The organism is Noviherbaspirillum sedimenti, from assembly GCF_003590835.1.
Lineage (GTDB): Bacteria > Pseudomonadota > Gammaproteobacteria > Burkholderiales > Burkholderiaceae_D > Paucimonas > Paucimonas sedimenti.
Genome location: NZ_QYUQ01000002.1, coordinates 813895 through 835839 on the forward strand (window position 1 = coordinate 813895; position 21945 = coordinate 835839).

22 protein-coding genes are annotated in these 21945 nt (G+C 59.5%); 17 read left to right on the forward strand and 5 right to left on the reverse strand.

The window, feature by feature from the left end; genetic code table 11:
* Positions 1 to 31 precede the first annotated feature (31 nt).
* From D3878_RS03855 to D3878_RS03920, 15 genes are all read left to right on the forward strand, one after another.
* Positions 32 to 1675, forward strand: a complete 1644-nt coding sequence (locus D3878_RS03855) for a 3-(methylthio)propionyl-CoA ligase (protein WP_119784277.1) — start codon at positions 32 to 34, stop codon at positions 1673 to 1675.
* Complete coding sequence (locus tag D3878_RS03860; RefSeq protein ID WP_119784278.1) at positions 1672 to 2877, forward strand: acetyl-CoA C-acetyltransferase; 1206 nt, start codon at positions 1672 to 1674, stop codon at positions 2875 to 2877. The genes D3878_RS03855 and D3878_RS03860 overlap by 4 nt, the downstream gene beginning before the upstream one ends.
* 30 nt (positions 2878 to 2907) lie before the next feature.
* Complete coding sequence (locus D3878_RS03865) at positions 2908 to 5088, forward strand: 3-hydroxyacyl-CoA dehydrogenase NAD-binding domain-containing protein (protein ID WP_119784279.1); 2181 nt, start codon at positions 2908 to 2910, stop codon at positions 5086 to 5088.
* On the forward strand, positions 5081 to 6238 hold the full coding sequence (locus tag D3878_RS03870; RefSeq protein ID WP_119784280.1) for an acyl-CoA dehydrogenase family protein: 1158 nt from the start codon (positions 5081 to 5083) through the stop codon (positions 6236 to 6238). The genes D3878_RS03865 and D3878_RS03870 overlap by 8 nt, the downstream gene beginning before the upstream one ends.
* 48 nt (positions 6239 to 6286) lie before the next feature.
* Entirely contained in the window at positions 6287 to 7345 is a 1059-nt protein-coding gene (locus tag D3878_RS03875; RefSeq protein WP_119784281.1) for a phosphotransferase family protein, read from the forward strand.
* Complete coding sequence (locus D3878_RS03880; protein ID WP_119784282.1) at positions 7342 to 7755, forward strand: DUF6285 domain-containing protein; 414 nt, start codon at positions 7342 to 7344, stop codon at positions 7753 to 7755. The genes D3878_RS03875 and D3878_RS03880 overlap by 4 nt, the downstream gene beginning before the upstream one ends.
* The gene (locus D3878_RS03885; RefSeq protein WP_199688074.1) at positions 7752 to 8474 is read left to right on the forward strand and encodes a histidine phosphatase family protein; all 723 of its coding nucleotides are present in this window, start codon (positions 7752 to 7754) and stop codon (positions 8472 to 8474) included. The genes D3878_RS03880 and D3878_RS03885 overlap by 4 nt, the downstream gene beginning before the upstream one ends.
* Positions 8475 to 8505: 31 nt before the next feature.
* Positions 8506 to 9681 carry an acyl-CoA dehydrogenase family protein gene (locus D3878_RS03890; RefSeq protein ID WP_119784283.1) on the forward strand — a complete coding sequence of 392 codons (1176 nt, stop codon included), beginning with the start codon at positions 8506 to 8508 and terminating at the stop codon, positions 9679 to 9681.
* A gap of 24 nt (positions 9682 to 9705) precedes the next feature.
* Complete coding sequence (locus tag D3878_RS03895) at positions 9706 to 10485, forward strand: SDR family NAD(P)-dependent oxidoreductase (protein WP_119784284.1); 780 nt, start codon at positions 9706 to 9708, stop codon at positions 10483 to 10485.
* Positions 10482 to 10649, forward strand: a complete 168-nt coding sequence (locus D3878_RS23670) for a hypothetical protein (protein ID WP_158592166.1) — start codon at positions 10482 to 10484, stop codon at positions 10647 to 10649. The genes D3878_RS03895 and D3878_RS23670 overlap by 4 nt, the downstream gene beginning before the upstream one ends.
* A gap of 319 nt (positions 10650 to 10968) precedes the next feature.
* Entirely contained in the window at positions 10969 to 11559 is a 591-nt protein-coding gene (locus D3878_RS03900) for a DUF2889 domain-containing protein (RefSeq protein WP_158592167.1), read from the forward strand.
* Between the two features lie 140 nt (positions 11560 to 11699).
* On the forward strand, positions 11700 to 12428 hold the full coding sequence (locus tag D3878_RS03905) for a nitroreductase (RefSeq protein WP_199688075.1): 729 nt from the start codon (positions 11700 to 11702) through the stop codon (positions 12426 to 12428).
* 91 nt (positions 12429 to 12519) lie between these two features.
* Positions 12520 to 12870 carry a hypothetical protein gene (locus tag D3878_RS03910; protein WP_119784286.1) on the forward strand — a complete coding sequence of 117 codons (351 nt, stop codon included), beginning with the start codon at positions 12520 to 12522 and terminating at the stop codon, positions 12868 to 12870.
* A 316-nt stretch (positions 12871 to 13186) separates the two neighbouring features.
* Positions 13187 to 14902, forward strand: a complete 1716-nt coding sequence (locus D3878_RS03915; protein WP_158592168.1) for an extracellular catalytic domain type 1 short-chain-length polyhydroxyalkanoate depolymerase — start codon at positions 13187 to 13189, stop codon at positions 14900 to 14902.
* 269 nt (positions 14903 to 15171) lie between these two features.
* Entirely contained in the window at positions 15172 to 15864 is a 693-nt protein-coding gene (locus D3878_RS03920) for a VIT1/CCC1 transporter family protein (protein WP_119784288.1), read from the forward strand.
* Between the two features lie 12 nt (positions 15865 to 15876).
* On the opposite strand, the gene D3878_RS03925 is transcribed toward D3878_RS03920, so the two are convergent.
* Positions 15877 to 16323, reverse strand: coding sequence for a host attachment protein (locus tag D3878_RS03925; RefSeq protein WP_119784289.1), 447 nt, complete (start codon positions 16321 to 16323; stop codon positions 15877 to 15879).
* 183 nt (positions 16324 to 16506) lie between these two features.
* Between D3878_RS03925 and D3878_RS03930 the strand changes: the two genes are divergently transcribed.
* Positions 16507 to 16809: an encapsulin-associated ferritin-like protein gene (locus D3878_RS03930; protein ID WP_119784290.1), complete on the forward strand. Its 303-nt coding sequence runs from the start codon at positions 16507 to 16509 to the stop codon at positions 16807 to 16809.
* 7 nt (positions 16810 to 16816) lie between these two features.
* On the opposite strand, the gene D3878_RS03935 is transcribed toward D3878_RS03930, so the two are convergent.
* Positions 16817 to 18163 carry a sensor histidine kinase gene (locus D3878_RS03935; protein WP_119784291.1) on the reverse strand — a complete coding sequence of 449 codons (1347 nt, stop codon included), beginning with the start codon at positions 18161 to 18163 and terminating at the stop codon, positions 16817 to 16819.
* Between the two features lie 38 nt (positions 18164 to 18201).
* A complete protein-coding gene (gene ompR / locus D3878_RS03940) occupies positions 18202 to 18960 on the reverse strand; it encodes an osmolarity response regulator transcription factor OmpR (RefSeq protein WP_119784292.1) in 759 nt (252 codons plus the stop codon).
* A gap of 195 nt (positions 18961 to 19155) precedes the next feature.
* On the opposite strand from ompR, the gene D3878_RS03945 reads away from it, so the two are divergent.
* Positions 19156 to 19536, forward strand: coding sequence for a hypothetical protein (locus D3878_RS03945; RefSeq protein ID WP_119784293.1), 381 nt, complete (start codon positions 19156 to 19158; stop codon positions 19534 to 19536).
* A 123-nt stretch (positions 19537 to 19659) separates the two neighbouring features.
* Here D3878_RS03945 and D3878_RS03950 read toward each other — a convergent pair whose 3' ends face one another.
* Both D3878_RS03950 and alaC read right to left on the reverse strand, forming a co-directional pair.
* Positions 19660 to 20454: a sulfite exporter TauE/SafE family protein gene (locus tag D3878_RS03950; RefSeq protein ID WP_119784294.1), complete on the reverse strand. Its 795-nt coding sequence runs from the start codon at positions 20452 to 20454 to the stop codon at positions 19660 to 19662.
* Between the two features lie 61 nt (positions 20455 to 20515).
* A complete protein-coding gene (gene alaC, locus D3878_RS03955) occupies positions 20516 to 21709 on the reverse strand; it encodes an alanine transaminase (protein ID WP_119784295.1) in 1194 nt (397 codons plus the stop codon).
* Positions 21710 to 21945: the final 236 nt, after the last annotated feature.

Below are 21945 nucleotides of genomic sequence, written 5' to 3' on the forward strand. Positions count from 1 at the left end.
CCAGCCGAAAAAATATCGAAAAAGGAAAATAATGAGCCTGCTCGGAGACATGATCAATACACCGCTGCTGATTTCTTCGCTGCTACGGCAAGCTGCGAGTCATCATCGGCATACCGAAATAGTGTCGCGGCTTGATTCGGGCGAACACCGGACTACCTATCGCGATTGCGAGTCGCGTTCCAAACGGCTTGCCAAGGCACTGGCCAAGCTGGGGATGGTCAGCGGTGACCGGATCGGAACGCTGGCCTGGAATGACCATCGTCACCTTGAACTGTATTACGGCATATCCGGCAGCGGCCTGGTGTGCCATACCGTCAATCCGCGGCTGTTTGCGGATCAGGTTGCCTACATTATCAACCATGGCGGCGACCGGCTGGTATTCTTCGATGCCGGATTCCTGCCCCTGGTGGAAAGTATCGCCGGCCAATGCCCGGGTGTGCAAGCCTGGGTGTTGCTGGACCAGCCCGGCGCGCCAGCCACGCCTTTTCAAAAAAATCTGCTGCACTATGAAGCGCTTCTGGCAGAGCAGGACGATAGCTACGCCTGGCCGTCTTTCGACGAAAACAGCGCCTCCATGCTGTGCTACACCTCGGGCACCACCGGCGATCCGAAAGGCGTCCTCTACAGCCATCGGGCCACAGTGATCCATGCATATGTGTTCGCTTTGCCGGATTCGGCAAACCTTTCGGCCCGTGATGTGATCATGCCGGTGGTCCCCTTGTTTCACGCAAAGGCATGGGAATCACCGTATGCCGCACCCTTGGTCGGCGCAAAGCTGGTGCTGCCAGGATCGAAGCTGGACGGTGCATCCCTGTATGAATTGATGGAAAAGGAAGGCGTCACGATTTCGGTCGGGGTGCCGACCGTGTGGCTGAGTCTGCTGAATCACGTCAAGGATAACGGCTTGCGGTTTTCCAGCCTGAAGCGATTGCTGGTCGGCGGATCCTCGACGCCGCCTGCGATCGTCGCCGCCTATGCCGAACTTGGAGTTGAACTGCTGCAGGGATGGGGCATGACCGAGACCGCAGCGATCACGACTTGCACTAGCCCGCTCGCGTTGCATAAATCGCTGTCGCCGGAGGAAGTACGGCATCGGGTAAACGATAACCAGGGACGGATCGTCGCCGGCGCTGAAATGCGCATTGTCGATGACGAAAACCGGGAATTGCCATGGGATGGGGTCGCCAGCGGACATCTGCAGGTACGTGGACCATGGATCGCCGAGCGTTACTACCGCCATGCCGAGTCGGCACTGGTGGACGGCTGGCTTCCTACCGGTGATATCGCGCATATCGACGCCGACGGCTACATGAAAATTACCGATCGCAGCAAGGATGTCGTGAAGTCGGGCGGCGAATGGATTTCATCGATTGACATTGAAAACGTCGCAGCCGCCCACCCCGCGGTCCAGCTGGTTGCCTGCATTGGCGCCGCGCATCCAAAGTGGGACGAAAGGCCGCTTCTGGTCATCCTGAAGAAGCCGGGCATGGTTCTGAGCCGCGCGGAGATTCTCAAGTTTTTTGAAGGAAAGGTCGCCAAGTGGTGGGTGCCGGACGATGTCATTTTTGTCGATGAAATGCCAATGACGGCAACCGGCAAGCTATACAAACTGAAGCTGCGCGACCAATACAAGGATTATCTGCTCGAACCAGCAGAAGCAAAGGAAACGAAATGAACGATGCATTTATTTATGATCATGTGCGCAGTCCCCGTGGCAAAGGCCGCGCCACCGGCGCATTGCATGAAGTAACGCCAGTCCGGCTGGCGAGCCAGGTATTGTCGGCACTGCGGCAGCGCAACCAGTTCGACCCTGATTCAATCAGTGATGTGGGGCTCGGTGTCGTGATGCCTTTGGGCGAACAGGGCGCAGACCTCGCGCGCACAGCGGTCCTGCAAGCAGGCTATGGCGATGGCGTACCTGGCTTTCAGCTCAACCGCTTTTGCACTTCCGGACTGGACACCGTCAACATGGCTGCTGCAGCAATCATGTCCGGACAAGCTTCTGCCGGTATCGGCGGCGGCGTGGAATCCATGTCGCGCGTTGCCATCGGGTCGGATGGCGGCGCCTGCTATACCGACCCGCAAGTGACGCAACGCTTCGCGTATATTCCGAACGGCACCTGTGCCGACCTGATGGCGGCCCTGGGAGGATTTGGCCGCCAAGATATTGATGCCTATTCGGTGGAAAGCCAGCGCCGCGCAGCGCATGCCCGTGATCATGGCTATTTTGCCAAGTCGCTGACGCCGGTGCGCGACGTGCTCGGTCAGGTTTTGCTTGATCACGACGAAGCGATTCGCGCCGACACCTCGATGGAGGATCTCGCCAAGCTCAATCCAGCCTTTGCCGCGATTGGCGAAACCGGATTCGACGCCGTGGTCCTGCAACGCTATCCCCAGCTGGCATCCATCCCCCACATGCACACCAGTGGCAGTTCAAGCGGCATCGTCGATGGCGCGTGCGCCATGCTGATTGGCGATCGCGCGTTCGGTACCCGAAACGGACTCAAGCCGAGGGCGCGCATTCGCGGCTTCATGTCGATTGCCAGCGAACCGAATATGGGCCTTGGTGGTCCGATGCCGGTCACGAAGAAACTGCTTGAACGTCTGGGCATGTCGATTGCCGATATTGACCTGTTTGAAGTCAATGAAGCATTCGCTGTGGTGCCCATGACCTATATGCGGGAATTCAATATTCCACACGAACGCATCAATGTGAATGGCGGCGCCATTGCCCTTGGTCACCCGCTCGGCGCGACCGGCGCCATTCTGCTCGGCACGGTGCTGGACGAACTGGAGCGGCGCAATCTCAATACCGGTCTGGTCACCTTGTGTGCAGCGATCGGGCAAGCGACCGCGACCGTAATTGAGCGCGTCTGAAAATCATCCTTTGAACAATAAAGTCTATTCATGCGTACATTAAGCCTTGAAATCGGGACAGATGGCATTGCCCTCATCACGATCGACCTTCCTGACCGTCCCTTCAATGTATTTACCCCGGAGTTCATTGAAGATCTGGCCGCTGCCGTCGAGACGGTCATTGCCAGCGATGCGATAAAGGGCGCGGTGATTACCTCCGGCAAAACCAACTTTCTTGCCGGCGCCGATCTGAAGGAAATTGCCCAGGCTTGCGAATTGACGCAAACGACAGCGCAGGCGCCAGACCGCTTCAAAGCCGAACGCGCAACGATGCGACGCATGGAAACGGGCGGCAAGCCGTTTGCCGCAGCGATCAACGGCCTGGCGCTTGGCGGCGGCCTGGAGCTCTGTCTGGCCTGTCATTACCGGGTCATCAGTGACGATCCGAGGACGGTGGTAGGGCTGCCCGAGGTGACGGTCGGCCTGCTCCCCGGCGGCGGCGGCACACAGCGCCTGCCGCGCATGCTGGGCATTGAAAAGGCCTTGCCGCTGCTGTTGAACGGTACTTCGATCATGCCTGCGCAGGCAAAGGACCTGGGCATTGTGGATGCAAGCGTCCCGGCCGCCGATTTGATCGCGACCGCGCGCCGCTGGGTTCTGGAGAATCCGGCCGCGCAACAGCCATGGGATCGGAAAGGCTATCGTTTGCCGGGCGGTGCAGGGGCACTTGCGGCGCATGCCAACGGCAGTTTCTCGGTTGGCATGGCGGCAATTCGCAGCCGCACGCAAGGCAACTATCCAGCGCCGCTGGCAATCCTGTCGGCGGTGTACGAAGGCACCCAATTGCCGATCGACCGCGGATTGCAAGTCGAAGGAAAGTATTTTGAGACCTTGATTCGCAATCCGGTGGCGCGCAATCTGATCCGTACCATGTTCATCAACAAGCGAATGTGCGACAAGCTCGGCGGCCGCCCGCGGGATATACCGAAGAGCGCGGTGCGCAAACTCGGCGTGATCGGTGCCGGCATGATGGGAGCGGGAATCGCCTATGCCGCAGCAGGCGTCGGCATCGATGTGGTGCTGCTTGATGCGACACAGGAGAAAGCGGAAAAAGGAAGGGATTATTCTTCCGCGATTGTTGCCAAGGAAATCGAGAAAAACCGATTCACGCGCGAACAGGGCGCTTCCCTGTTGGGGCGCATTTGCGCGACCACCGACTATGCGCTGCTCGCAGACTGCGACCTGGTGATCGAAGCCGTGTTCGAGAATCGCGCCATCAAGGCCGAAGTCATCGGCAACATCGACATGGTATTAAAGGCAAGCGCTGTCATTGCTTCCAATACTTCCACCTTGCCCATTACCGGCCTGGCGCAAAACGCGCGTCGCGCCGGCCAATTCATCGGCCTGCATTTCTTTTCCCCGGTTGAGCGCATGCCGCTGGTGGAAATCATTGTCGGCAAGGAGACTTCGCCGGAAACCCTGGCCAGATCGATGGACTTTGTCGGTCAACTGCGCAAGACACCGATCGTTGTCCAGGACAGCCCCGGTTTCTATACCAGCCGCGTTTTTTGCACGTATGTCGATGAAGGCATGGCGATGCTGGAGGAGGGCGTCAATCCGGCCCTGATTGAAAATGCTGCGCGCATGTGCGGCATGGCGACCGGACCGCTGGCGGTACTGGACGAAGTCTCGCTCGACCTGCAAAAGAAAGTGATTGATCAGGCCATCGCAGATGGCCTGCCGAACAAATTCCTGCGCGTGCATGCGCAGAATGTTGTGCTGAAAATGAATGAAATCGGCCGCCTGGGACGCAAAAGCGGTGGCGGCTTCTATGACTTTCCGGTCGGCGAAAAAAAGCATTTATGGCCTGGCTTGCATCAAATCTACCCGATCAAGACCGAGCAACCCAGTCTGGATGAAGTCCGCAATCGCCTGATGTACATCCAGGCGCTGGAAACCGCGCGCTGTATCGAGGAAGGCTTGATCACGCTGCCGATGCACGCCGACCTGGGGTCGATTCTTGGACTGGGATTTCCGACCTGGAGCGGCGGCGCGCTGTCGTTTATCGAAACGGTCGGCTTGCAGAAGTTCGTCGAGGAATGCCGTCACCTGGCCGCCCGCATCGGGCCGCGCTTCGCTCCTTCAGAATGGCTGGCGGAACGGGCAAGAGGCGGGCAGAGCTTCTATCCAGCGGCCTCGGGCACCAATCTGGCAGGGATGAACAATGCATAGACTGATCTTTGATCCTGAACACGAAGCCTTTCGTGACTCGGTGCGCCGCTTCATGCAGGCAGAAGTGGCGCCCAATGTAGACCGGTGGCGGGAGCAGGGCTGCTGTGATCGCGACATCTTTCGCAAAGCCGGCGAAATCGGATTGCTGCTGATGTGGGCGGATGAGCGGTACGGAGGTGCGGGCGAACAGGATTTTCGTTACGAACAGATCGTGTACGAGGAAAACATCCGCCATGGCGATATCGGGCTTTTTTTGACGCTGCACTCGCGGATTGTTGCACCCTACCTCGAACGCTTGGGAAGCGATGAACAAAAGCGGCGTTTGCTGGCACCGGCTGCGCGCGGAGAAAAAATACTTGCCATTGCGATGACCGAACCTGGCAGCGGTTCGGATCTGGCAGGCTTGAAATCCCATGCCCAGAAATTCGACGACCACTGGCTGCTGAACGGATCCAAGACTTATGTTTCGAACGGTATCAATGCCGACATTGTCATCGTCGCCGCGCGTACCGTACCGGACTCCAGACATGGCATCGGCCTGTTCATCGTCGAGCGCGGGATGGCGGGCTTCGAACGTGGACGCAAGCTCGCCAAGATGGGCCTGGACGCGCAAGACACGGCCGAATTGTTTTTCAAGGACGTCAAGGTACCGAAGTCAAATGTGCTCGGCGACCCGGTCAAGGGATTTGCCTATCTTGCCGACGGCCTGGTCGAAGAGCGGCTGCTGGCCGCCTGCCAGTCGCTGGCGCATGCGCAGCTGGCATTTGAGCTTACCCTCGAATTCGTCAAGGAAAGACGCGCCTTCGGCAAGCCGATTGGCGCCCTGCAAAACACGCGCTTCAAGATGGCAAGGATGCGCGCGCAGCTCGATGCGCAGCAGATATGGGTTGACGCGCTGGTGATGCAGCATAATGCCGGGCAGGTGAGCGCCGAAGCCGCAGCGGCGGCGAAGCTGCTGACTTCCGAGCTGGAAGGTGCCGTCATGGATGACTGTGTGCAGTTGCATGGTGGCGCCGGCTACATGGAAGAATACCGTATCAGCCGGATGTATCGCGATGCGCGCGTTTCACGCATTTATGCTGGTACTTCCGAAATCATGCTGGAGATAATCGGGCGCTCCCTTGGCCTCGACGAGAGAAGTCAGCGCTAACGGCAATCGCATCCCATTTAAAAATTATTCAACAAGAGAGACAGCACCATGGATTTCAAAAACGCCGGCGCCGCCGGCATGGAGCTGGACAGCCCGTCAATCCAGGAACGATTGACGCGCTACCTGCTTGCCCAGACTGAAGCCGACCATTTGGCGATCACGGGAATGGCGCGCCTGTCAGGCGGCGCCATCCAGGAAAACTGGGCGCTCGATATCACGGTCAAGGGCGGGGCTTACCAGGGCCAGCAATCCTGGGTGCTGCGCACCGATGCGCCATCGGCCGTGGCGGTAAGCCTCACCCGGCCGCAGGAATTCGCCGTGCTGAGCGTTGCGCACAGCGCCGGCGTCACCGTGCCGCGGCCGCTGTGGCTGTGCCGCGAGCCGGACGTGATCGGGCGCGACTTCTTTGTCATGCAACGCATCGCCGGCATCGCCGCCGGCCACCGGCTGGTGCGCGAAGCCGAACTGGTGCCCACTCGCGCCTTGCTGGGCGAGGATTTGGGCGCCAATCTCGCGCAGCTGCATACGGTCAGGCCGCCGCAGCCTTTGCTGGATTTTCTGCCATCGCCGCATGACAACCATGCCCTGGCGACCATTGCCGGATACCGCCGCCACCTCGACGAGCTCGACGCCGCCCGGCCGACGCTGGAAGTGGGCTTGCGCTGGTGCGAATTGCATGCGCCGGCCAGCGTCCCGGCCTGTCTGATTCACCGGGACTACCGCACCGGAAACTACATGGTCGATCACGGCAGGCTGAGCGGCGTGCTCGACTGGGAATTTGCCGGCTGGGGCGAACCACTGGAAGACATCGGCTGGTTTATGGCCAGGTGCTGGCGCTTCAATGCCAACGAGCGCGAAGCCGGCGGCGTCGCCCATGTCGAGGACTTTTTACGCGGCTACCAGCGCATCTCGGGCCGCAGCTTTACGCCGGACGAACTGCGCTACTGGCAGGTGATGGCGCATCTGCGCTGGGCAGTGATTGCGCTGCAACAGGCGCAGCGTCATCTCTCCGGCAAGCAGCCGTCGCTGGAACTGGCCTTGACCGGCCGCCTGGTGGCTGATCTCGAACATGAAATCCTTAACCTGACTGCAGGGGGAGTGCGATGAGTGACCGACCGAATGGGCAGGACTTGCTGCTGACTGCGCGCGAAGAGTTGATGAAACGCCTGTTGCCTGCATTGCCGGCCGAATTGCGCTACTCGGCGCTGATGGTTGCCAATGCCATGGCGATCGCCGCGCGCGAGCTCGATGCCGGACAGTCCGGTGATTTGCGCGAGTTGGCCGGACTGCAACAGCTGTTGCCGGGAGAAGCAACAGCCGAGGCGCCAGTGGACGGCGAACTGTTGCAGCACGCCCTGACGGGTTACCGGAAAGAACTGTGCGCGCAAATCCGCGTCGGCAATTTCGACGCCGGCAAGCCGTCGCATCAGGAGCTGCTGCGGCACCTGGCGGAAAACGTAAGTCACAAGCTGACGCTCTCCAATCCCCGTCTGCTGTCATCCAGGAGCGCAAAATGAAGAAGGAAACGATGCTTGCGGCGACAAGGCGGCGCCGGCTGTACCTGGTACGGCACGGCCACGTCAGCTATTTCGACGCCAACGGCCGCCCGTTGCCCCCGCTGCATGTCGAATTGTCGTCGCAGGGTCTCAGTCAGGTGCGAAGCCTGGCGGCGGCAATGGACGAAATTCGCATCGACCGCATCATCTGCTCCGATCTCGCGCGGGCAAGGCAGACGGCGCAGATCCTGGCCGAACGGATCGGTCCGCAGCTGGCGCCGGAAGCGCGACCGGCATGGCGTGAAATTCGCGCCGGCAGGTTGCGAGAAGTGCCGGCAGAGCGGCTGGAAGCCGAACTCGCATATGCCTACGACCGCGCCGCACAAGACGATGCCGGTTTTGTCGGTGGCGAGAATTTCGCCGATTTCGCGCGGCGCATCCTGGATGCGCTGCAGGAGCTGCTCGCCGATCCGGGCTGGGACAGCGCGCTGGTGGTCAGCCACGACGCCGTCAATCGCGTGCTGCTTTGCTGGGCTGCCGGAACGGACCTCGGCGCCATGTCGGCGTTCGAGCAGGACACGGCATGCCTGAACATCGTCGATGTCGACTGGGACGGCGACCAGGCGCTGCGGCGCCTGATCCGTGCAGTCAATTTCACGGCCTACGATGCCGTGAAAACCACAGCCGACCTGACCGTGATGGAGCGGATATTTCGGGACTACCGGTCCGACGTCAAATAAAACCGAATTATTCTACAAGAGAGGAAATTCTATGGATTTCAGCATCCCCGCAGAACTGCAGGCGCTACAGGCGCGCACCCGCGCTTTCATCGCCGACGAGCTTATTCCGCTGGAGCGCGATGCGCGCTGCACGCCGCATGGGCCCAATGAGGATCTGCGCCGTGAACTTATCAACAAAGCACGCGCCGCTGGCCTGCTGTCGAGCCATGTGTCCGCCGAGTTCGGCGGCTTGGGCCTGAATCACTTCGCCAAGGCGATCGTTTTCGAGGAAGCCGGCTACTCGCCGCTGGGCCCGGTCGCGCTCAATATCGCCGCGCCTGATGAAGGCAACATGCACCTGCTGGAACAGGTTGCGTCGCCAGCCCAGAAAGAACGCTGGCTGCGCCCGCTGGCCGCGGGAAAAATTCGTTCCTGCTTTTGCATGACCGAACCGGCGCCCGGCGCCGGCGCCGATCCCGGCATGCTGATGACCAGCGCCGTCAAGGATGGCGAGGACTACCTGATCAGCGGGGAAAAATGGTTCATTACCGGCGCCGAAGGGGCCAGCTTTGCCATCATCATGGCCAAGCTGGAGAATGGCGACGCCACCATGTTTCTGGCTGACATGGATAGCCCCGGCATCACCATCGAACGTGCAATGGACTCGTTGGACACTTGCTTTCCCGGCGGACATGGCGTGGTGTCATTTGATAATTTGCGCGTGCCGGCCGAGCACATCCTCGGCGAACTTGGCCAAGGCTTCCGCTATGCGCAAGTGCGCCTGTCCCCGGCGCGGCTGACCCACTGCATGCGCTGGCTGGGCGCCGCGCGGCGGGCGCACGATGTGGCGACCGACTATGCGCGCAAGCGGCAAGCCTTCGGCAAGCCGATCGGTGCGCATGAAGGGGTTGGTTTCATGTTGGCCGACAATGAAATGGATTTGCACGCCACCCGCCTTTCTGTCTGGCATTGCGCCTGGGTGCTCGACCAGGGCGCACTTGGCAAGCATGAATCCAGCGTGGCCAAGGTCTTGTCTTCGGAAGCGATCTGGCGCGTGGTCGATCGCAGCGTGCAAATCCTCGGCGGCCAGGGCGTCACGCACGAAACCGTCGTTGCCCGCATCTTTGCTGACGTGCGCGCTTTCCGTATCTACGACGGCCCGTCCGAAGTGCACCGCTGGAGCATCGCGCGCCACATTTTGCGTGGGAACCAGCACAATGCGCATTGACCTTAACTTTGGAGAGCGAGTCCGATGAGCAGCAATAACTCCCCCTTATTCCGGCTTGAAGGCCGCCGCGCGCTCGTCACTGGCGCATCCAGCGGCCTGGGTCGCCACTTCGCGCTGACGCTGGCCAAGGCCGGCGCCGAGCTGGTGGTGGCGGCACGCCGGGCGGAAAAGCTGGCCGAACTGGTCGAGGAAATTCAGCAAACGGGCGCCACGACGCAGGCAATCAGCCTTGATGTGACCGATTCCGCGAGCGTGGCGGCGGCATTCGATGCGATCGCGGCAGGCGGCAAGGCAGTTGATATCATTGTCAACAATGCCGGCGTTACGGTCAGCAAGCCATTGCTGGAACAGAGCGAGGCTGACTGGGATCATGTCGTGGGAACCAATCTGCGCGGCAGCTGGCTGGTCAGCCAGGAAGGCGCGCGTCGTATGATCGCCGCCAAAAGCGGCGGCAGCATCGTGAACATTGCGTCGATACTGGGCGAACGCGTGGCCAATCATGTCGGGCCGTACTGTGTTTCCAAGGCCGGCTTGATTCAGGCAACCAAGTCTGCCGCGCTCGAACTGGCACGCTACGGCATCCGGGTCAATGCCATCCTGCCCGGGTATATCGTCACCGACCTCAACCGCGACTTCCTGGCCGGCGAAGCAGGCGAACGCCTGCGCATGCGGGTTCCTACCCGGCGTTTCGGCCACCCGGAGCATCTGGACGGACCGCTGCTATTGCTGGCGTCGGAAGCCGGCATCCATATCACCGGCGCCGCACTGGCGGTGGACGGCGGCCACTTGATCAGTTCATTGTGATGAACGCAGAAATCAACACCGGGGTACGATATGCCTTGAGCGGATTAAACGCCGGCGCGGCGCAGGCCAAGGCGGTCGGCATCGAGACCATGGAACGCCTGTCCGGCGGCACCGTCAATCGCAAGCAGGGGAGGATCCGGAGCGTTTTGAACGGGCCTTGTTGACCAATTTATTTCCCGCATTCCCTGATGCCAGTAACAGAAATGAACTGCGACAAGTGTTGACCGACTTGAATCGGCGGCTATGCTGGCAGATTCGCGCGGGGCATGCTGACTCGGATAGCACTCAGAGCACGGCAGTGTTTGCACATTTGCGTACCGTGCAAGCTTGAAAGTCATGGAAAGTAATCGGCGCTACCTTGGTGGGGGGTAAGTGCTCTAACAAAGAAAATGTCGCCGCAAGTCCAGCGATATCGTCACTTCAGTAATGTTTTGTAGTTTCGACTGCGCGCATTCTTTTTTGATGTTTTTCTGTACAATAAACTTGTCGAACCAAACTGAAAAGGAGTTTGTCACCTTGCATCTACCAGACCCTGTCATCGAGCGAGAACTCCTGCATACACGATCCATCATATTTAAAGGATATCGCAGAAAAGATAATCTTTGGGATATCGAAGGACATTTAACGGATGTACGGGCAAATGATGTCAATTTTCCTGGAGGTCATCGTCGCGGCGGCGATCCCATTCATGACATGTGGATGCGGCTCACAGTCGATGCCGCATGCGTGATCAGGGAGGTGCAAACATCGATGGATGCGGTCCCGTATGAAGGCACATGTGGCAATATCCAGTCGCGTTATGCATGCATCGTCGGCATGCGTGTTGGCAGCGGCTTCCGGGGGCAGATCCGTCAACTTCTGGGAGGCATAAATGGCTGCACGCACATGACCGAGTTATTGCTTTCCATGGGAACTGCAATCATCCAGACACTGGAAGGCGAAATTCCATTTTTGCAAGATGAAAAGCCTTTCGCTCTCGACGGTTGCCATGCACTTGATACCTCAGGCCGCCTTGTTGCGGAGTTCCATCCGCGCTGGTACCGGCCTGGATCCGCCACTTCCCCTGCCGAATAAAGCACGCTAGAAAGAATACCTCTACTCAAGAGCAAGGCGCTGTACAGGTTCATCAATGCATAGCGGTTGAATCTGATCTATCGATATTCTCTAGCAGAAACTCAATGGCAGTTTTATGATCGAGGATCATATGCGTTTTGATGACATTTTCTGAAGAGGTGAAAATGCGAAATGAAGTAAAAGAAGCTGTGGATTCCGTGGCTTTGTCGCGAAGCTCGATTCGTGCGTTTATTGATAAACCAGTTCCTGAAAATGAAATACTCGAGATCCTCCGCGTAGCATCAAGAGCTCCTAGTGGAACTAATATTCAGCCATGGCGCGCCTATGTTTTGCGTGGAACACCTAGGGACGAACTTGTTGATAAGGTATGCCGTGCTCATGATGCTGTCTTTGAGAATCCGTCCTGTGCTTCCGAGTACGAAGAGGAGTACGACTATTACTCCGAAAAATGGTTTGAACCATATCTGGCGCGACGTCGACAGAACGGTTATGAACTATATGGGTTATTAGGAATTGCAAAAGGCGATAAGGTTGCCATGCACGCCCAGCATCAGAGAAACTTCCGGTTTTTTGACGCCCCTGTTGGGATCATGTTTACGCTTAACAGAAATCTCGGCCGCGGCGCCATCTTAGATTACGGAATGTTCCTGCAAAACTTTATGTTAGCTGCCAAATCCCGCGGAATTGATACTTGTCCACAAGCCGCATGGAACCGGTTTGGAAAAATCATTCTTACTCATGTTGGCGCTGGTCCCGATGAAATGCTTCTCTGCGGAATGGCACTTGGATATGCTGACGCATCGGCGCCAGAAAATCGACTCGTGACGCCGCGTGAAGAGCCTACTAACTTCACAAGTTTCCTCGGCTAAGAAATTCCTGCATTTTCACCTGGTGATATGGCGCTCAATTAGAGCCGGCTTAATAGTGTTAGCGTGGCATTGGCACTTTGAGAGAAGCATCATGGACTTGGCGCAAAAATCAGACATGGAAATTTTGGCAGTCGCTGCACCCATCATGGACAAGCTGATGGATGCATCCACAGCCATCGACTACGAGAGGCACATACGGGATTTTACGGAACGTGCAAAAGGCATTCTATCGAAAGACGCATTTCAGTCGATTTGCGAGCAATACCAACGCAGCAAGGGATACTTTTCCAAGCGCGAATTCGTGGCGGTCTTCAAGCGCCCGGAGTCGGTTGCCGTTGTCTGGCGGCAGTGGTTCACAAAGGTGCCAGGCGAATTCGTGGCAGAACTCGTTTTGGTTCAACACGACGGCAGGTACTTGGTCGACCATGTGATGATCTTCTAGTTCGTGCTAACAATTCGTATACAGGCAGCTCAAGCTTCAGACCCATAAAAAATCTGCTTTGACCGAAATCATGCATCGCATGGGCGGGATCTGGCCAAGTTACCAGTCACTTCAGCTACCGTAAAAATACGGTATTCCCGTCCATCCAAATATCATTGCGCTAATAATTTCTCCTGTCTGAATAACAGGTATTCAGATTATGAATAAGGCCTTGCAACCAATAAAAAGGCCACATTTGCGCTGTTACCACAACGCAACTAATCAAAAGGAGATCTTCAGAATGCGCAGGAATTTTAAAACAATTGCCATCTCGCTTATGCTGAGTACTTTGGCGGCATCCGCACATGCCTTAACCCCTGGTAGCGGCACATGGGTCAAGGAAACCACGCTGTTCGGATTACAGGATGCCTACACTTATGTGCCAAAAAATCCTGCGCCGACCACAATTGGCAAGGGCCGGGCATTGATGCTCACGCTGCATGGTTGCGCGATGACTGCCGCCGGCAACGTGATTAACCGGAAATACAATTGGGAAGATACTGCCGAAAAATACGGCATGGTCGTGATTGCGCCGACCGTGCCTTCCGGCACGACCTCGACTCGTACCTACTCCGGCTGCTGGGACTGGTTCGGCGGCAATCATAGCCGCACGACGCGTGACGAAGCCATCTTGCTGAAGCTGATCGATGCAGTAAAAGCACGGCCGGAACTGAACATCGACCCCACCCAGATTTACGTCACTGGCTTATCCTCCGGCGGCGGCCTGGTCATCGATCTGGGCTGCGTGGCCCCCGATTATTTTGCCGGCATGGGGATCAATGCCGGACCCGCACTCTACACGCCGGCCACCGCCGGGGTGGGTTCAAAGTCGTCACGAACCCCCCAGCAAGTGGCGGACACCTGCAAGCAAATTGCCGGCAGCTATAGCACCGCGCTGCAAACGCAAATCACATCGGTCGTCAATGGTTCGACCGATGGCGTTGTCGATCCCACCCATGACTGGACCAACCGCGACGGCATGAAGATTGCCTATGGCGCCACGACCAGTGCTGGCACCTTTACCGAGGTGAAAAGCACCGGCACTTTATGGCAAGACAGTGCCAGCCGGCTTCGTGTCTCCTATATCGAAGCGACCGGCATGGGCCATGCATGGCCGGCCGGCGCCGGCGGCAGCGGTGGCGGGCTCTATGTTGACTACACTCACGTCAACTACCCAGCCTACGTCACCAAATTTTTCTTTGACAATAACCTGCGGGTGGAGCGCGGCGATCCCAAGCCTGTCGTCACGAGTTGCTCTGCCATGGTTGCCTCGCCCACGGCGACTGCTGTGACGATCAATGGCGCCGCGACCGATAACGGTGCGATCGCAAGCTATAGCGTGACCATTACTGGCCCGTCGCCCATGACCGATGATGCAGCAGGTAGCGGCGCAAGCTTCAGCAAGCAATATTCGGCGCTTGCCAATGGCAGCTATACCGCCAAGGTCGCCGCCACCGATAATGTCGGCGGAGCTTCGGATGCGCCATGCACGGCGTCGTTCCAGATCGGCCCGATTAGCCTGGTTCCGCCATCCAATGTCACTGCGCCGGCAGCATCCACCACTGCGAGCGCAATTGGCTTGATCTGGTCCAATGTCACCGGTGCCACCAGCTATACCGTCACCCGCACCGGCGGCGCGACCGGCACGGTGGTGGCGTCGGTGCCGGCGGCAAGCGGCACGACCACGGGCTTTACTGCAACGGGCCTGGCTGAACAAACGCAATATACCTTCACAGTGCAGTCAGCCAATTCGGGGAGCACCAGCGCAGCATCAACGCCATTGGCGGTGACGACCAAGCCCTCGTGGATTTGCACCGCGACTTCAGCCAGCAATTATGCGCATGTCCAGGGCGGCCGCGCGCATGTCGTCAGCGGTTATGCGCATGCCAATGGTTCCAATACCAGGATGGGCCTGAACAATATGTTCTATACCAGCACCCTGGCGCAAACTGCAGCTGCTTATTACATCGTGGGTAACTGCCCTTCACCGTAATCAGCTCTTTGTTCGGGTGATTTTCTGAAACCGGACGGGCTTGAATGACAAAAGAAGGCGGACCGTATGGTTCGCCTTTTATCATTTTCATTTTCATTTTTATCCCGCTGGCGGAGGTTCCGGACGCGCTCTTGCAACTTCCTTCTGGAAATTCCCGCCGCCTTCCATCTGGATGCTAAAGTGCTGCTGTTGCAGCGCGCCAGCATGACGCCGTTCGCGTGACGCGAAGCGCTTGCGGAGCAGGACGCTGCTACCCATTGGGAAAGAACATGCGGAAACATTTTGAACGGCACTATGCCGAGCGAATCGGCTGGTTGAGGGCCGCCGTGCTCGGCGCAAACGATGGCATCGTCTCGACGGCAAGCCTGGTGGTGGGGGTGGCCGCTGCGAATACGACGCGAGAAGATGTGCTCATCGCCGGAATGGCGGGCCTGGTAGCAGGTGCCATGTCGATGGCGGCAGGGGAGTATGTGTCAGTGAGTTCGCAGGCGGATACGGAAAAGGCCGATCTGGAACGCGAACGTCTTGAACTGGCACAGGACGATAGCTCCGAGCACCTGGAGCTTGCGACGATCTATGTCAAGCGGGGGCTTGAGCCGTCGCTTGCAAGGCAAGTCGCCGATCAGTTAATGGCGCATGATGCCCTTGCGGCGCACGCACGCGATGAACTCGGCCTCTCTGAAATGCACGGTGCCAGGCCGGTGCAGGCGGCGCTGGCTTCGGCCGCGACTTTTTCCGTGGGCGCGGCCTTGCCGCTTGCGCTGGCCTGGTTCGCATCAACAGCGTTCATGTTGCCTGCCGTGGCCGGCGGCTCGCTCCTTTTTCTGGCGCTTCTGGGCGGGCTGGCGGCTCGGGCAGGCGGCGCCAAGCTTGTCATCGGCGCTGCTCGCGTGAGCTTTTGGGGCGCCTTGGCAATGGCGGCCACAGCGCTCGTCGGGAAAATCTTTGGCGCTGTGGTGTGACCCTGACAATTTTTAATGCTGCCAGTTCTGCACGAATTTTTCGATGTCGGTTTTATCGAACCACGCGATATCCTTGTCGATTTCCGCCTGGACCAGCTTTTGCGCTTCCTTGCTGAGATTCTGCCGTAGCAGGCCGAGGAAGTGGGGCGCGGCAATTACACACAATCGGTCGAAGCGCTGCTCGCTGCGGGCCTGTTCGAGATAGTCGCCGATTTCTTTTGAAAACTGGATGTTTTCATGTTCGATCGGCGAAGTCTCGGCTTGGCCATCGTGCGTGCCGCCGAGCGTGCCCTTGGACATATTGCGCCGCTCCGGGTTGCCCGTCAGCAGTTCTTCTCCCTTTGCGTGACCAGCAGGATTGGCAAAATCCTGTACTTCCTGCAAATGATGCTCGGCATCCAGTTCTTGAAAAATCCGTACGCGACTGCTGTCGGCCGCCAGTATCCAGGTCGTTTGCATGACTTTGTCCCAGTGAAAGTGTTATCACAATTTGACTGGTTGACCATGCATTCGTTCGGACAAACCCGGGTGGAAAATCCGGCGCAGCCTTTGCGCAAAGCAGGTCCGGCGCGCAATCAGGATATCGTAAGATAAGCTTTATGCTGAATGCCTGCCAAATTTGTGCGTAAGCAAGGAGTGACCATGGCCAGTGAAGGATTCCACGAAGCGACCGATAAACTCTCTGCTGAGACGATGGACATGCACCGCGCCATTGTCTCCCTGATGGAAGAGCTGGAGGCAGTCGACTGGTATAACCAGCGGGTCGATGCCTGTACCGATACGGAATTGCGGCACATCCTCGAACATAACCGCGATGAAGAAAAGGAACATGCGTCGATGGTGCTGGAATGGATACGCCGCCATGATGCGAGTTTCGACCATGAGTTGCGCGATACCCTGTTCAAAGAGGGAAAGATCGGCGGCCAGCACGAGGATGAAGCGTAGTTGCGATTCAGCCCTGTGCCAGTGGCAGCGTGATGCGCACGGATAATCCATGCGGGCTGCGATTGCTGAGTTGCAGTTTGCCGTGGTGCCGCTTGACCAGGCGCGCCACGATCGCCAGGCCGAGGCCGGCGCCGTTGGCCTGGCCGCGGGCGGCGTCGAGCCTGGTGAACGGGCGTAGCATGCGGTCGATTTCCTGCGGCGGCACGCCCGGGCCGTCATCGGCGACCTCGATGATGGCCTGGCCGCCTTCCCGGCGGCAAGCTAGCGCGATTTTTACTAGTTCCGCTTCGTCGCGCCGGGCATAGCGGCGGGCATTTTCGATCAGGTTGTTGACGGCGCGCCGAAGGTCGATGACATGGCCCATGACCGTGATGCCCTCCTCGATGTGCGCGCTGATCTCGACGTCAGGCAGGCGCGTGCCTTCCTGCGCGGCATCATGCAGCAGCGCTGACAGGTCAGTTGCGCGCAAGCCGGCCGGGTCGTCCGGCCTGGCGTAATCGAGGAACTGGCCGATGATGGCGTCCATCTGCGCCAGGTCGGACTGCATGCCGGCGCGCGCTTCGCTGTCGAGACTGGCCATTTCCACTTCCAGCAGCATGCGCGAGATCGGCGTGCGCAAGTCGTGTGAAATGCCGGCGAGGATCAGGGCGCGGTCGGATTCGATCCGGTTCAGGTCATCGACCATCTGGTTGAAGCTGTGGTTGGCTTCGCGGATTTCACGCGGGCCCTTTTCCGGCAGTTTCTCCGGCTGCTGGCCGCGGGCGACCGCGCGGGTGGCGGCACTCAGGCGCGCCAGCGGCAGGTTGACGTAGCCGGAAATGAACAGGGCGCCGAGCAGCGCCAGCAACAGCGTTACTGCGCCCCATCCCAGCCACTGGACACCGGAGGAACGGTCGACGCGCCCGCGGTCGAGCATCAGCCAGTAATCGTCGCCGCCGATGTCGAAACTGACCCAGAAGCCGTCGACGTCATTGACGCTCCTGGCGAAGCGCGTGGTGGGGCCAAGCTTGGCGCGCACCTGTTGCTGCACCAGCGGTGCCAGGTTGCCGCCGCTGGCGGGGACGATGACGTCATCGTCTTCGAGCGGATAGACGCGCACGCCTTCATTGCTGGCCAGGTCGAACAGCAGTTCGCGCCGCAGGTCGGGCGCGGAGTGGGTCAGGGCGGCGCGCGTGATGGTGACGATCGACACCACCTGTGCGGCGATCTGGCGCGCGCGCGGGGCGCGTTCTACCGAGCGCACGCCCCACACCCAGGTGGCCATGCTGACCGTGATCAGCAGCGCGAGCAGGATGAAGGTGCGCCAGAACAGGCCGCTCTTCAGCCAGGATAGACGTTTGGCAAGCAGGGACATGGATGCGGACGGACTGAAATGCAGGCCAGGCGCGCCGCCTAGCGCGGCTGGCCTTCCGGAATGAATACGTATCCTAGGCCCCAGACCGTCTGAATGTAGAGCGGGTTGGACGGGTCCGGCTCGATCAGCTTGCGCAGGCGCGAGATTTGCACATCCAGGCTGCGGTCGAACACTTCATATTCGCGTCCGCGCGCCAGTTCCATCAGTTTTTCGCGCGACAATGGCTGGCGCGCATGGCGGGCGAATACCTTCAGCACGGAAAACTCGCCAGTCGTCAGCGATACCGACTCGCCATTTTTTTTCAGGGTGCGGGTGCCCAGGTCCAGTACGAAATCGCCGAATTCGAACACTTGCGGCTTTTCCGACGGGGCGCCCGGCGCTTCATCGGCGCCCTTGCGGCGCATTACCGCATTGATGCGCGCCACCAGTTCGCGCGGATTAAAGGGCTTGGGCAGGTAGTCGTCGGCGCCCATTTCCAGGCCGATGATGCGATCCACGTCCTCGCCCTTGGCGGTCAGCATGATGATCGGGGTCTGGTCGCCGGCGCCGCGCAGGCGGCGGCAGATCGACAGGCCATCTTCGCCCGGCAGCATGAGGTCGAGGATCAGCATGTCGTAGCGCTCGCGCAGCCACAGTTTGTTCATGGCCTGGGCGTTTTCGGCGGTAACGACCTGGAAACCTTGCTCGGTCAAATAGCGACGCAGCAGGTCGCGCAGGCGCAGGTCGTCATCGACCACCAGCACCCGGGTTTGGGGGGCGGCGGTGTTGGCAGTGGCAGTGGTATTTGTCGTATTCATGCTGCTATGGTAACGTCCGTATTCTGTTTGGCAATAGATGGGCGGGCAGGCATTACAAACTGTTACACACTTTACCAAACCCCTCCTTATGGGGGAATGGGAAGCGGCATACACTTGCGTCATAGGGAAATGCGGCCTTGTGAGCGCGTATGTCTGTAGTTTGTACCTTGCCGGAGCTTCTGGAAAGAAAATTTTATGAAAATGGCACTCGGGAAATTGAGCTTGATGGCATTGCTGGCGGTGGGCATGACGGCGGCGCTTGCGCGCCCGGCTCACGACTGGCACAGCAGCGAAGCGGCCCGGCTCGAGCGTCAGCTGGAATGGGCGCAGGCTTCGCAGGCGCGTCGTGGCGATGATGGGCAGCAACAATTTGAGCGTCGCGGTGGCGGCGATGGCCGCGAGGGGCGTGATAATGGCCAGTTCCGCAACGCTCCGCAGCAGCAGGGCGGTTACGGGCAGGCGCCGCCGCAAGATGATGGCCGGCGCGGTGGACGCATGTCGCCGGAGGAGCGCCGCGAGTTGCGGCGCCAGATCGATGAAGCCGGGCGCAACATCTATGCGCCCCGGGGGCGTTGACTGAAGACTTGCTTTACTGAACGATCAAAGGGGCGAGAGAATCGCCCCTTTTTCGTTTAGTTTCGGCCGCAGCTGACGCTGCTTAACTTGCTGCGCAAGTTAGCCTTCACTGAAACTCCGTTTTCAGTCCAGGGCTTTGATCAGCATGCTGGTTGCAACCACGACCAGGATGGCGGCAAAGCCGATCCGTACCTGAGGTCCCGCGACATGCCGGGAAAGCAGGCGTCCGCCGACCATGCCAAGCGCAATGGCGCCGGCAAAGGCGGCGGTAATCTCGAATGGCAGCACTGCGCCGTGGCGAAGGGCGCTAACGACGCCGCCAGCGCTGATCAGCGCGGTGACCATCAGCGCCGTGGCAACTACGCCATGCATGGAGATGTTCGTGAAACGCTGCAGCAGCGGCACCATCACAAAAGCACCGCCGACGCCGAGCAGCCCGGCCAGAAAGCCGGTGAGTGCCCCGATCGATCCCAGCAGCGAGGCGGTGGGCCAGTTCCAGTGGAAGCGGCCGGTTTCGGGGTTGATCCAGCCAGCTTTGCGCGGCGCAATCGCATCATCCGATTCCATGCTCTTCATTTGCAGTTGCCGTGCGGCGGAGAGCAGCATGACCATGGCAAACAGGACGAGCAGCCATGTCTGCGGCAGTACTTGCGCCAGACGGATGCCCAAAGGCGTCAACAGCGTGCCGGCTGCGGCCATCAGCAGCGCCGCCTTGTAGCGCACCAGGCCTTGGCGCAAGCCTTCGATGGTGCCGATGCCGGCACCGATCGCGACCGCAACCAGCGCCACCGGCGCGGCCTGCTGCATGCTCCAGCCGAGACTGAAGACCAGCGCCGGCACCGACAGGATGGCGCCGCCGGCGCCAGTCAGGCCGAGCACGGCGCCGATGAATATGCCCAGGATCAACGTGAGGGTCATGGTCCGGCGTGCCTCAGGCTGCGGCTTTGCCGGCACAGGTGCGGACACGTGCGCATGGTGATTAAAGCCCCTTCAGCATCGCCTTGATGCCGCGAATCGCCTGGCGGATGCGCGCTTCGTTCTCGATCAGCGCCATGCGCACATATTCGTCGCCATATTCGCCGAAGCCGATCCCGGGCGACACGCAGACCTTGGCTTTTTCCAGCAGCAGCCTGGAGAACTCCAGCGAACCGAGGTGGCGGTACTGTTCAGGGATGCGCGCCCAGATGTACATCGAGGCCTTGGGCTTGTCGACCATCCAGCCGGCTTCATGCAAGCCCTTGACCAGCACGTCGCGGCGGCGCTGGTATTGCGCACGGATTTCTTCCACACAGCCCTGGTCGCCTTCGAGCGCGGCGATCGCGGCGACCTGCACCGGCGTGAAACTGCCATAGTCGTGGTAGCTCTTGATGCGCGCCAGCGCCGCCACCAGTTCGCGGTTGCCGACCATGAAGCCGATGCGCCAGCCCGCCATGTTGTAGCTCTTGGACATGGTGAAGAATTCCACGGCGACGTCGCGCGCGCCCGGCACCTGCATGATCGACGGCGCCTTCCAGCCGTCATAGACGATATCGGCATAGGCCAGGTCGTGCACCACCAGGATGTCGTGCTCCCTGGCCAGTTTGACGACGCGCTCGAAAAAGTCGAGCTCGACGCATTGCGCGGTCGGGTTGGACGGAAAGCCCAACACCATCATCTTCGGCTTCGGATAGCTTTCGCGGATCGCCCGTTCCAGCTCGGCGAAGAAATCCACGTCCGGGCTCATGCGCACCGAACGGATATCGGCACCGGCGATCACCGCGCCCCAGATATGGATCGGATAACTCGGGTTGGGCACCAGCACGGTGTCGCCGCGATCGAGCGTGGCCAGCATCAGGTGGGCCAGCCCTTCCTTGGAACCGATGGTGACGATCGCTTCGCTGTCGGGATCGATCTCGACATCGTAGCGCTCCTTGTACCAGTGCGAGATCGCCCGGCGCAGGCGCGGAATGCCTTTGGAGGCCGAATAGCCGTGCGTGTCGGGGCGCTTGACGGTATCGATCAGCTTGTCGACGATGTGTTGCGGCGTGGGGCCGTCGGGATTGCCCATCGAGAGGTCGATGATATCTTCGCCGCGCCGGCGCGCCGCCATCTTGAGCTCGGCCGTGATGTTGAAAACGTAGGGGGGAAGGCGATTGATGCGCGCAAAGCTGCGCGGCTTCTGGGATTGAGCCATGCATTGTTCTCCGTAAGCGCCCGGAACCGTCCGAGCGACGTTGGAACGAGTGTTCCCTTGCGGGATGTTCCGCGGACGATTCTAGCGAAGAACTGTGGCGCGGGCAATGGCGATATTCAGGGCGCGCGGCAATCATGCAACGCGGCCAATTTCGGCCTATGGGCAATTGCCGCGTTGATATTCGTTAATTCGGCACTTCGCCGGTCATGAAAGAATGCATGTGGCGAACAGGCAGC

Bases quoted from the DNA above. Each gene is read 5' to 3' on its own strand.
- D3878_RS03890 (WP_119784283.1), top strand. From the start codon at position 8,506: ATGGATTTCAGCATCCCCGCAGAACTGCAGGCGCTACAGGCGCGCACC.
- D3878_RS03925 (WP_119784289.1), bottom strand. From the start codon at position 16,323: ATGCAAACGACCTGGATACTGGCGGCCGACAGCAGTCGCGTACGGATT.
- ompR (WP_119784292.1), bottom strand. From the start codon at position 18,960: ATGAATACGACAAATACCACTGCCACTGCCAACACCGCCGCCCCCCAA.
- alaC (WP_119784295.1), bottom strand. From the start codon at position 21,709: ATGGCTCAATCCCAGAAGCCGCGCAGCTTTGCGCGCATCAATCGCCTT.
- D3878_RS03945 (WP_119784293.1), top strand. From the start codon at position 19,156: ATGAAAATGGCACTCGGGAAATTGAGCTTGATGGCATTGCTGGCGGTG.
- D3878_RS03910 (WP_119784286.1), top strand. From the start codon at position 12,520: ATGGACTTGGCGCAAAAATCAGACATGGAAATTTTGGCAGTCGCTGCA.
- D3878_RS03930 (WP_119784290.1), top strand. From the start codon at position 16,507: ATGGCCAGTGAAGGATTCCACGAAGCGACCGATAAACTCTCTGCTGAG.
- D3878_RS03880 (WP_119784282.1), top strand. From the start codon at position 7,342: ATGAGTGACCGACCGAATGGGCAGGACTTGCTGCTGACTGCGCGCGAA.
- D3878_RS03920 (WP_119784288.1), top strand. From the start codon at position 15,172: ATGCGGAAACATTTTGAACGGCACTATGCCGAGCGAATCGGCTGGTTG.
- D3878_RS03885 (WP_199688074.1), top strand. From the start codon at position 7,752: ATGAAGAAGGAAACGATGCTTGCGGCGACAAGGCGGCGCCGGCTGTAC.
- D3878_RS03860 (WP_119784278.1), top strand. From the start codon at position 1,672: ATGAACGATGCATTTATTTATGATCATGTGCGCAGTCCCCGTGGCAAA.
- D3878_RS03935 (WP_119784291.1), bottom strand. From the start codon at position 18,163: ATGTCCCTGCTTGCCAAACGTCTATCCTGGCTGAAGAGCGGCCTGTTC.
- D3878_RS03875 (WP_119784281.1), top strand. From the start codon at position 6,287: ATGGATTTCAAAAACGCCGGCGCCGCCGGCATGGAGCTGGACAGCCCG.
- D3878_RS03950 (WP_119784294.1), bottom strand. From the start codon at position 20,454: ATGACCCTCACGTTGATCCTGGGCATATTCATCGGCGCCGTGCTCGGC.
- D3878_RS03895 (WP_119784284.1), top strand. From the start codon at position 9,706: ATGAGCAGCAATAACTCCCCCTTATTCCGGCTTGAAGGCCGCCGCGCG.
- D3878_RS03905 (WP_199688075.1), top strand. From the start codon at position 11,700: ATGACATTTTCTGAAGAGGTGAAAATGCGAAATGAAGTAAAAGAAGCT.
- D3878_RS03865 (WP_119784279.1), top strand. From the start codon at position 2,908: ATGCGTACATTAAGCCTTGAAATCGGGACAGATGGCATTGCCCTCATC.
- D3878_RS03915 (WP_158592168.1), top strand. From the start codon at position 13,187: ATGCTGAGTACTTTGGCGGCATCCGCACATGCCTTAACCCCTGGTAGC.
- D3878_RS03855 (WP_119784277.1), top strand. From the start codon at position 32: ATGAGCCTGCTCGGAGACATGATCAATACACCGCTGCTGATTTCTTCG.
- D3878_RS03870 (WP_119784280.1), top strand. From the start codon at position 5,081: ATGCATAGACTGATCTTTGATCCTGAACACGAAGCCTTTCGTGACTCG.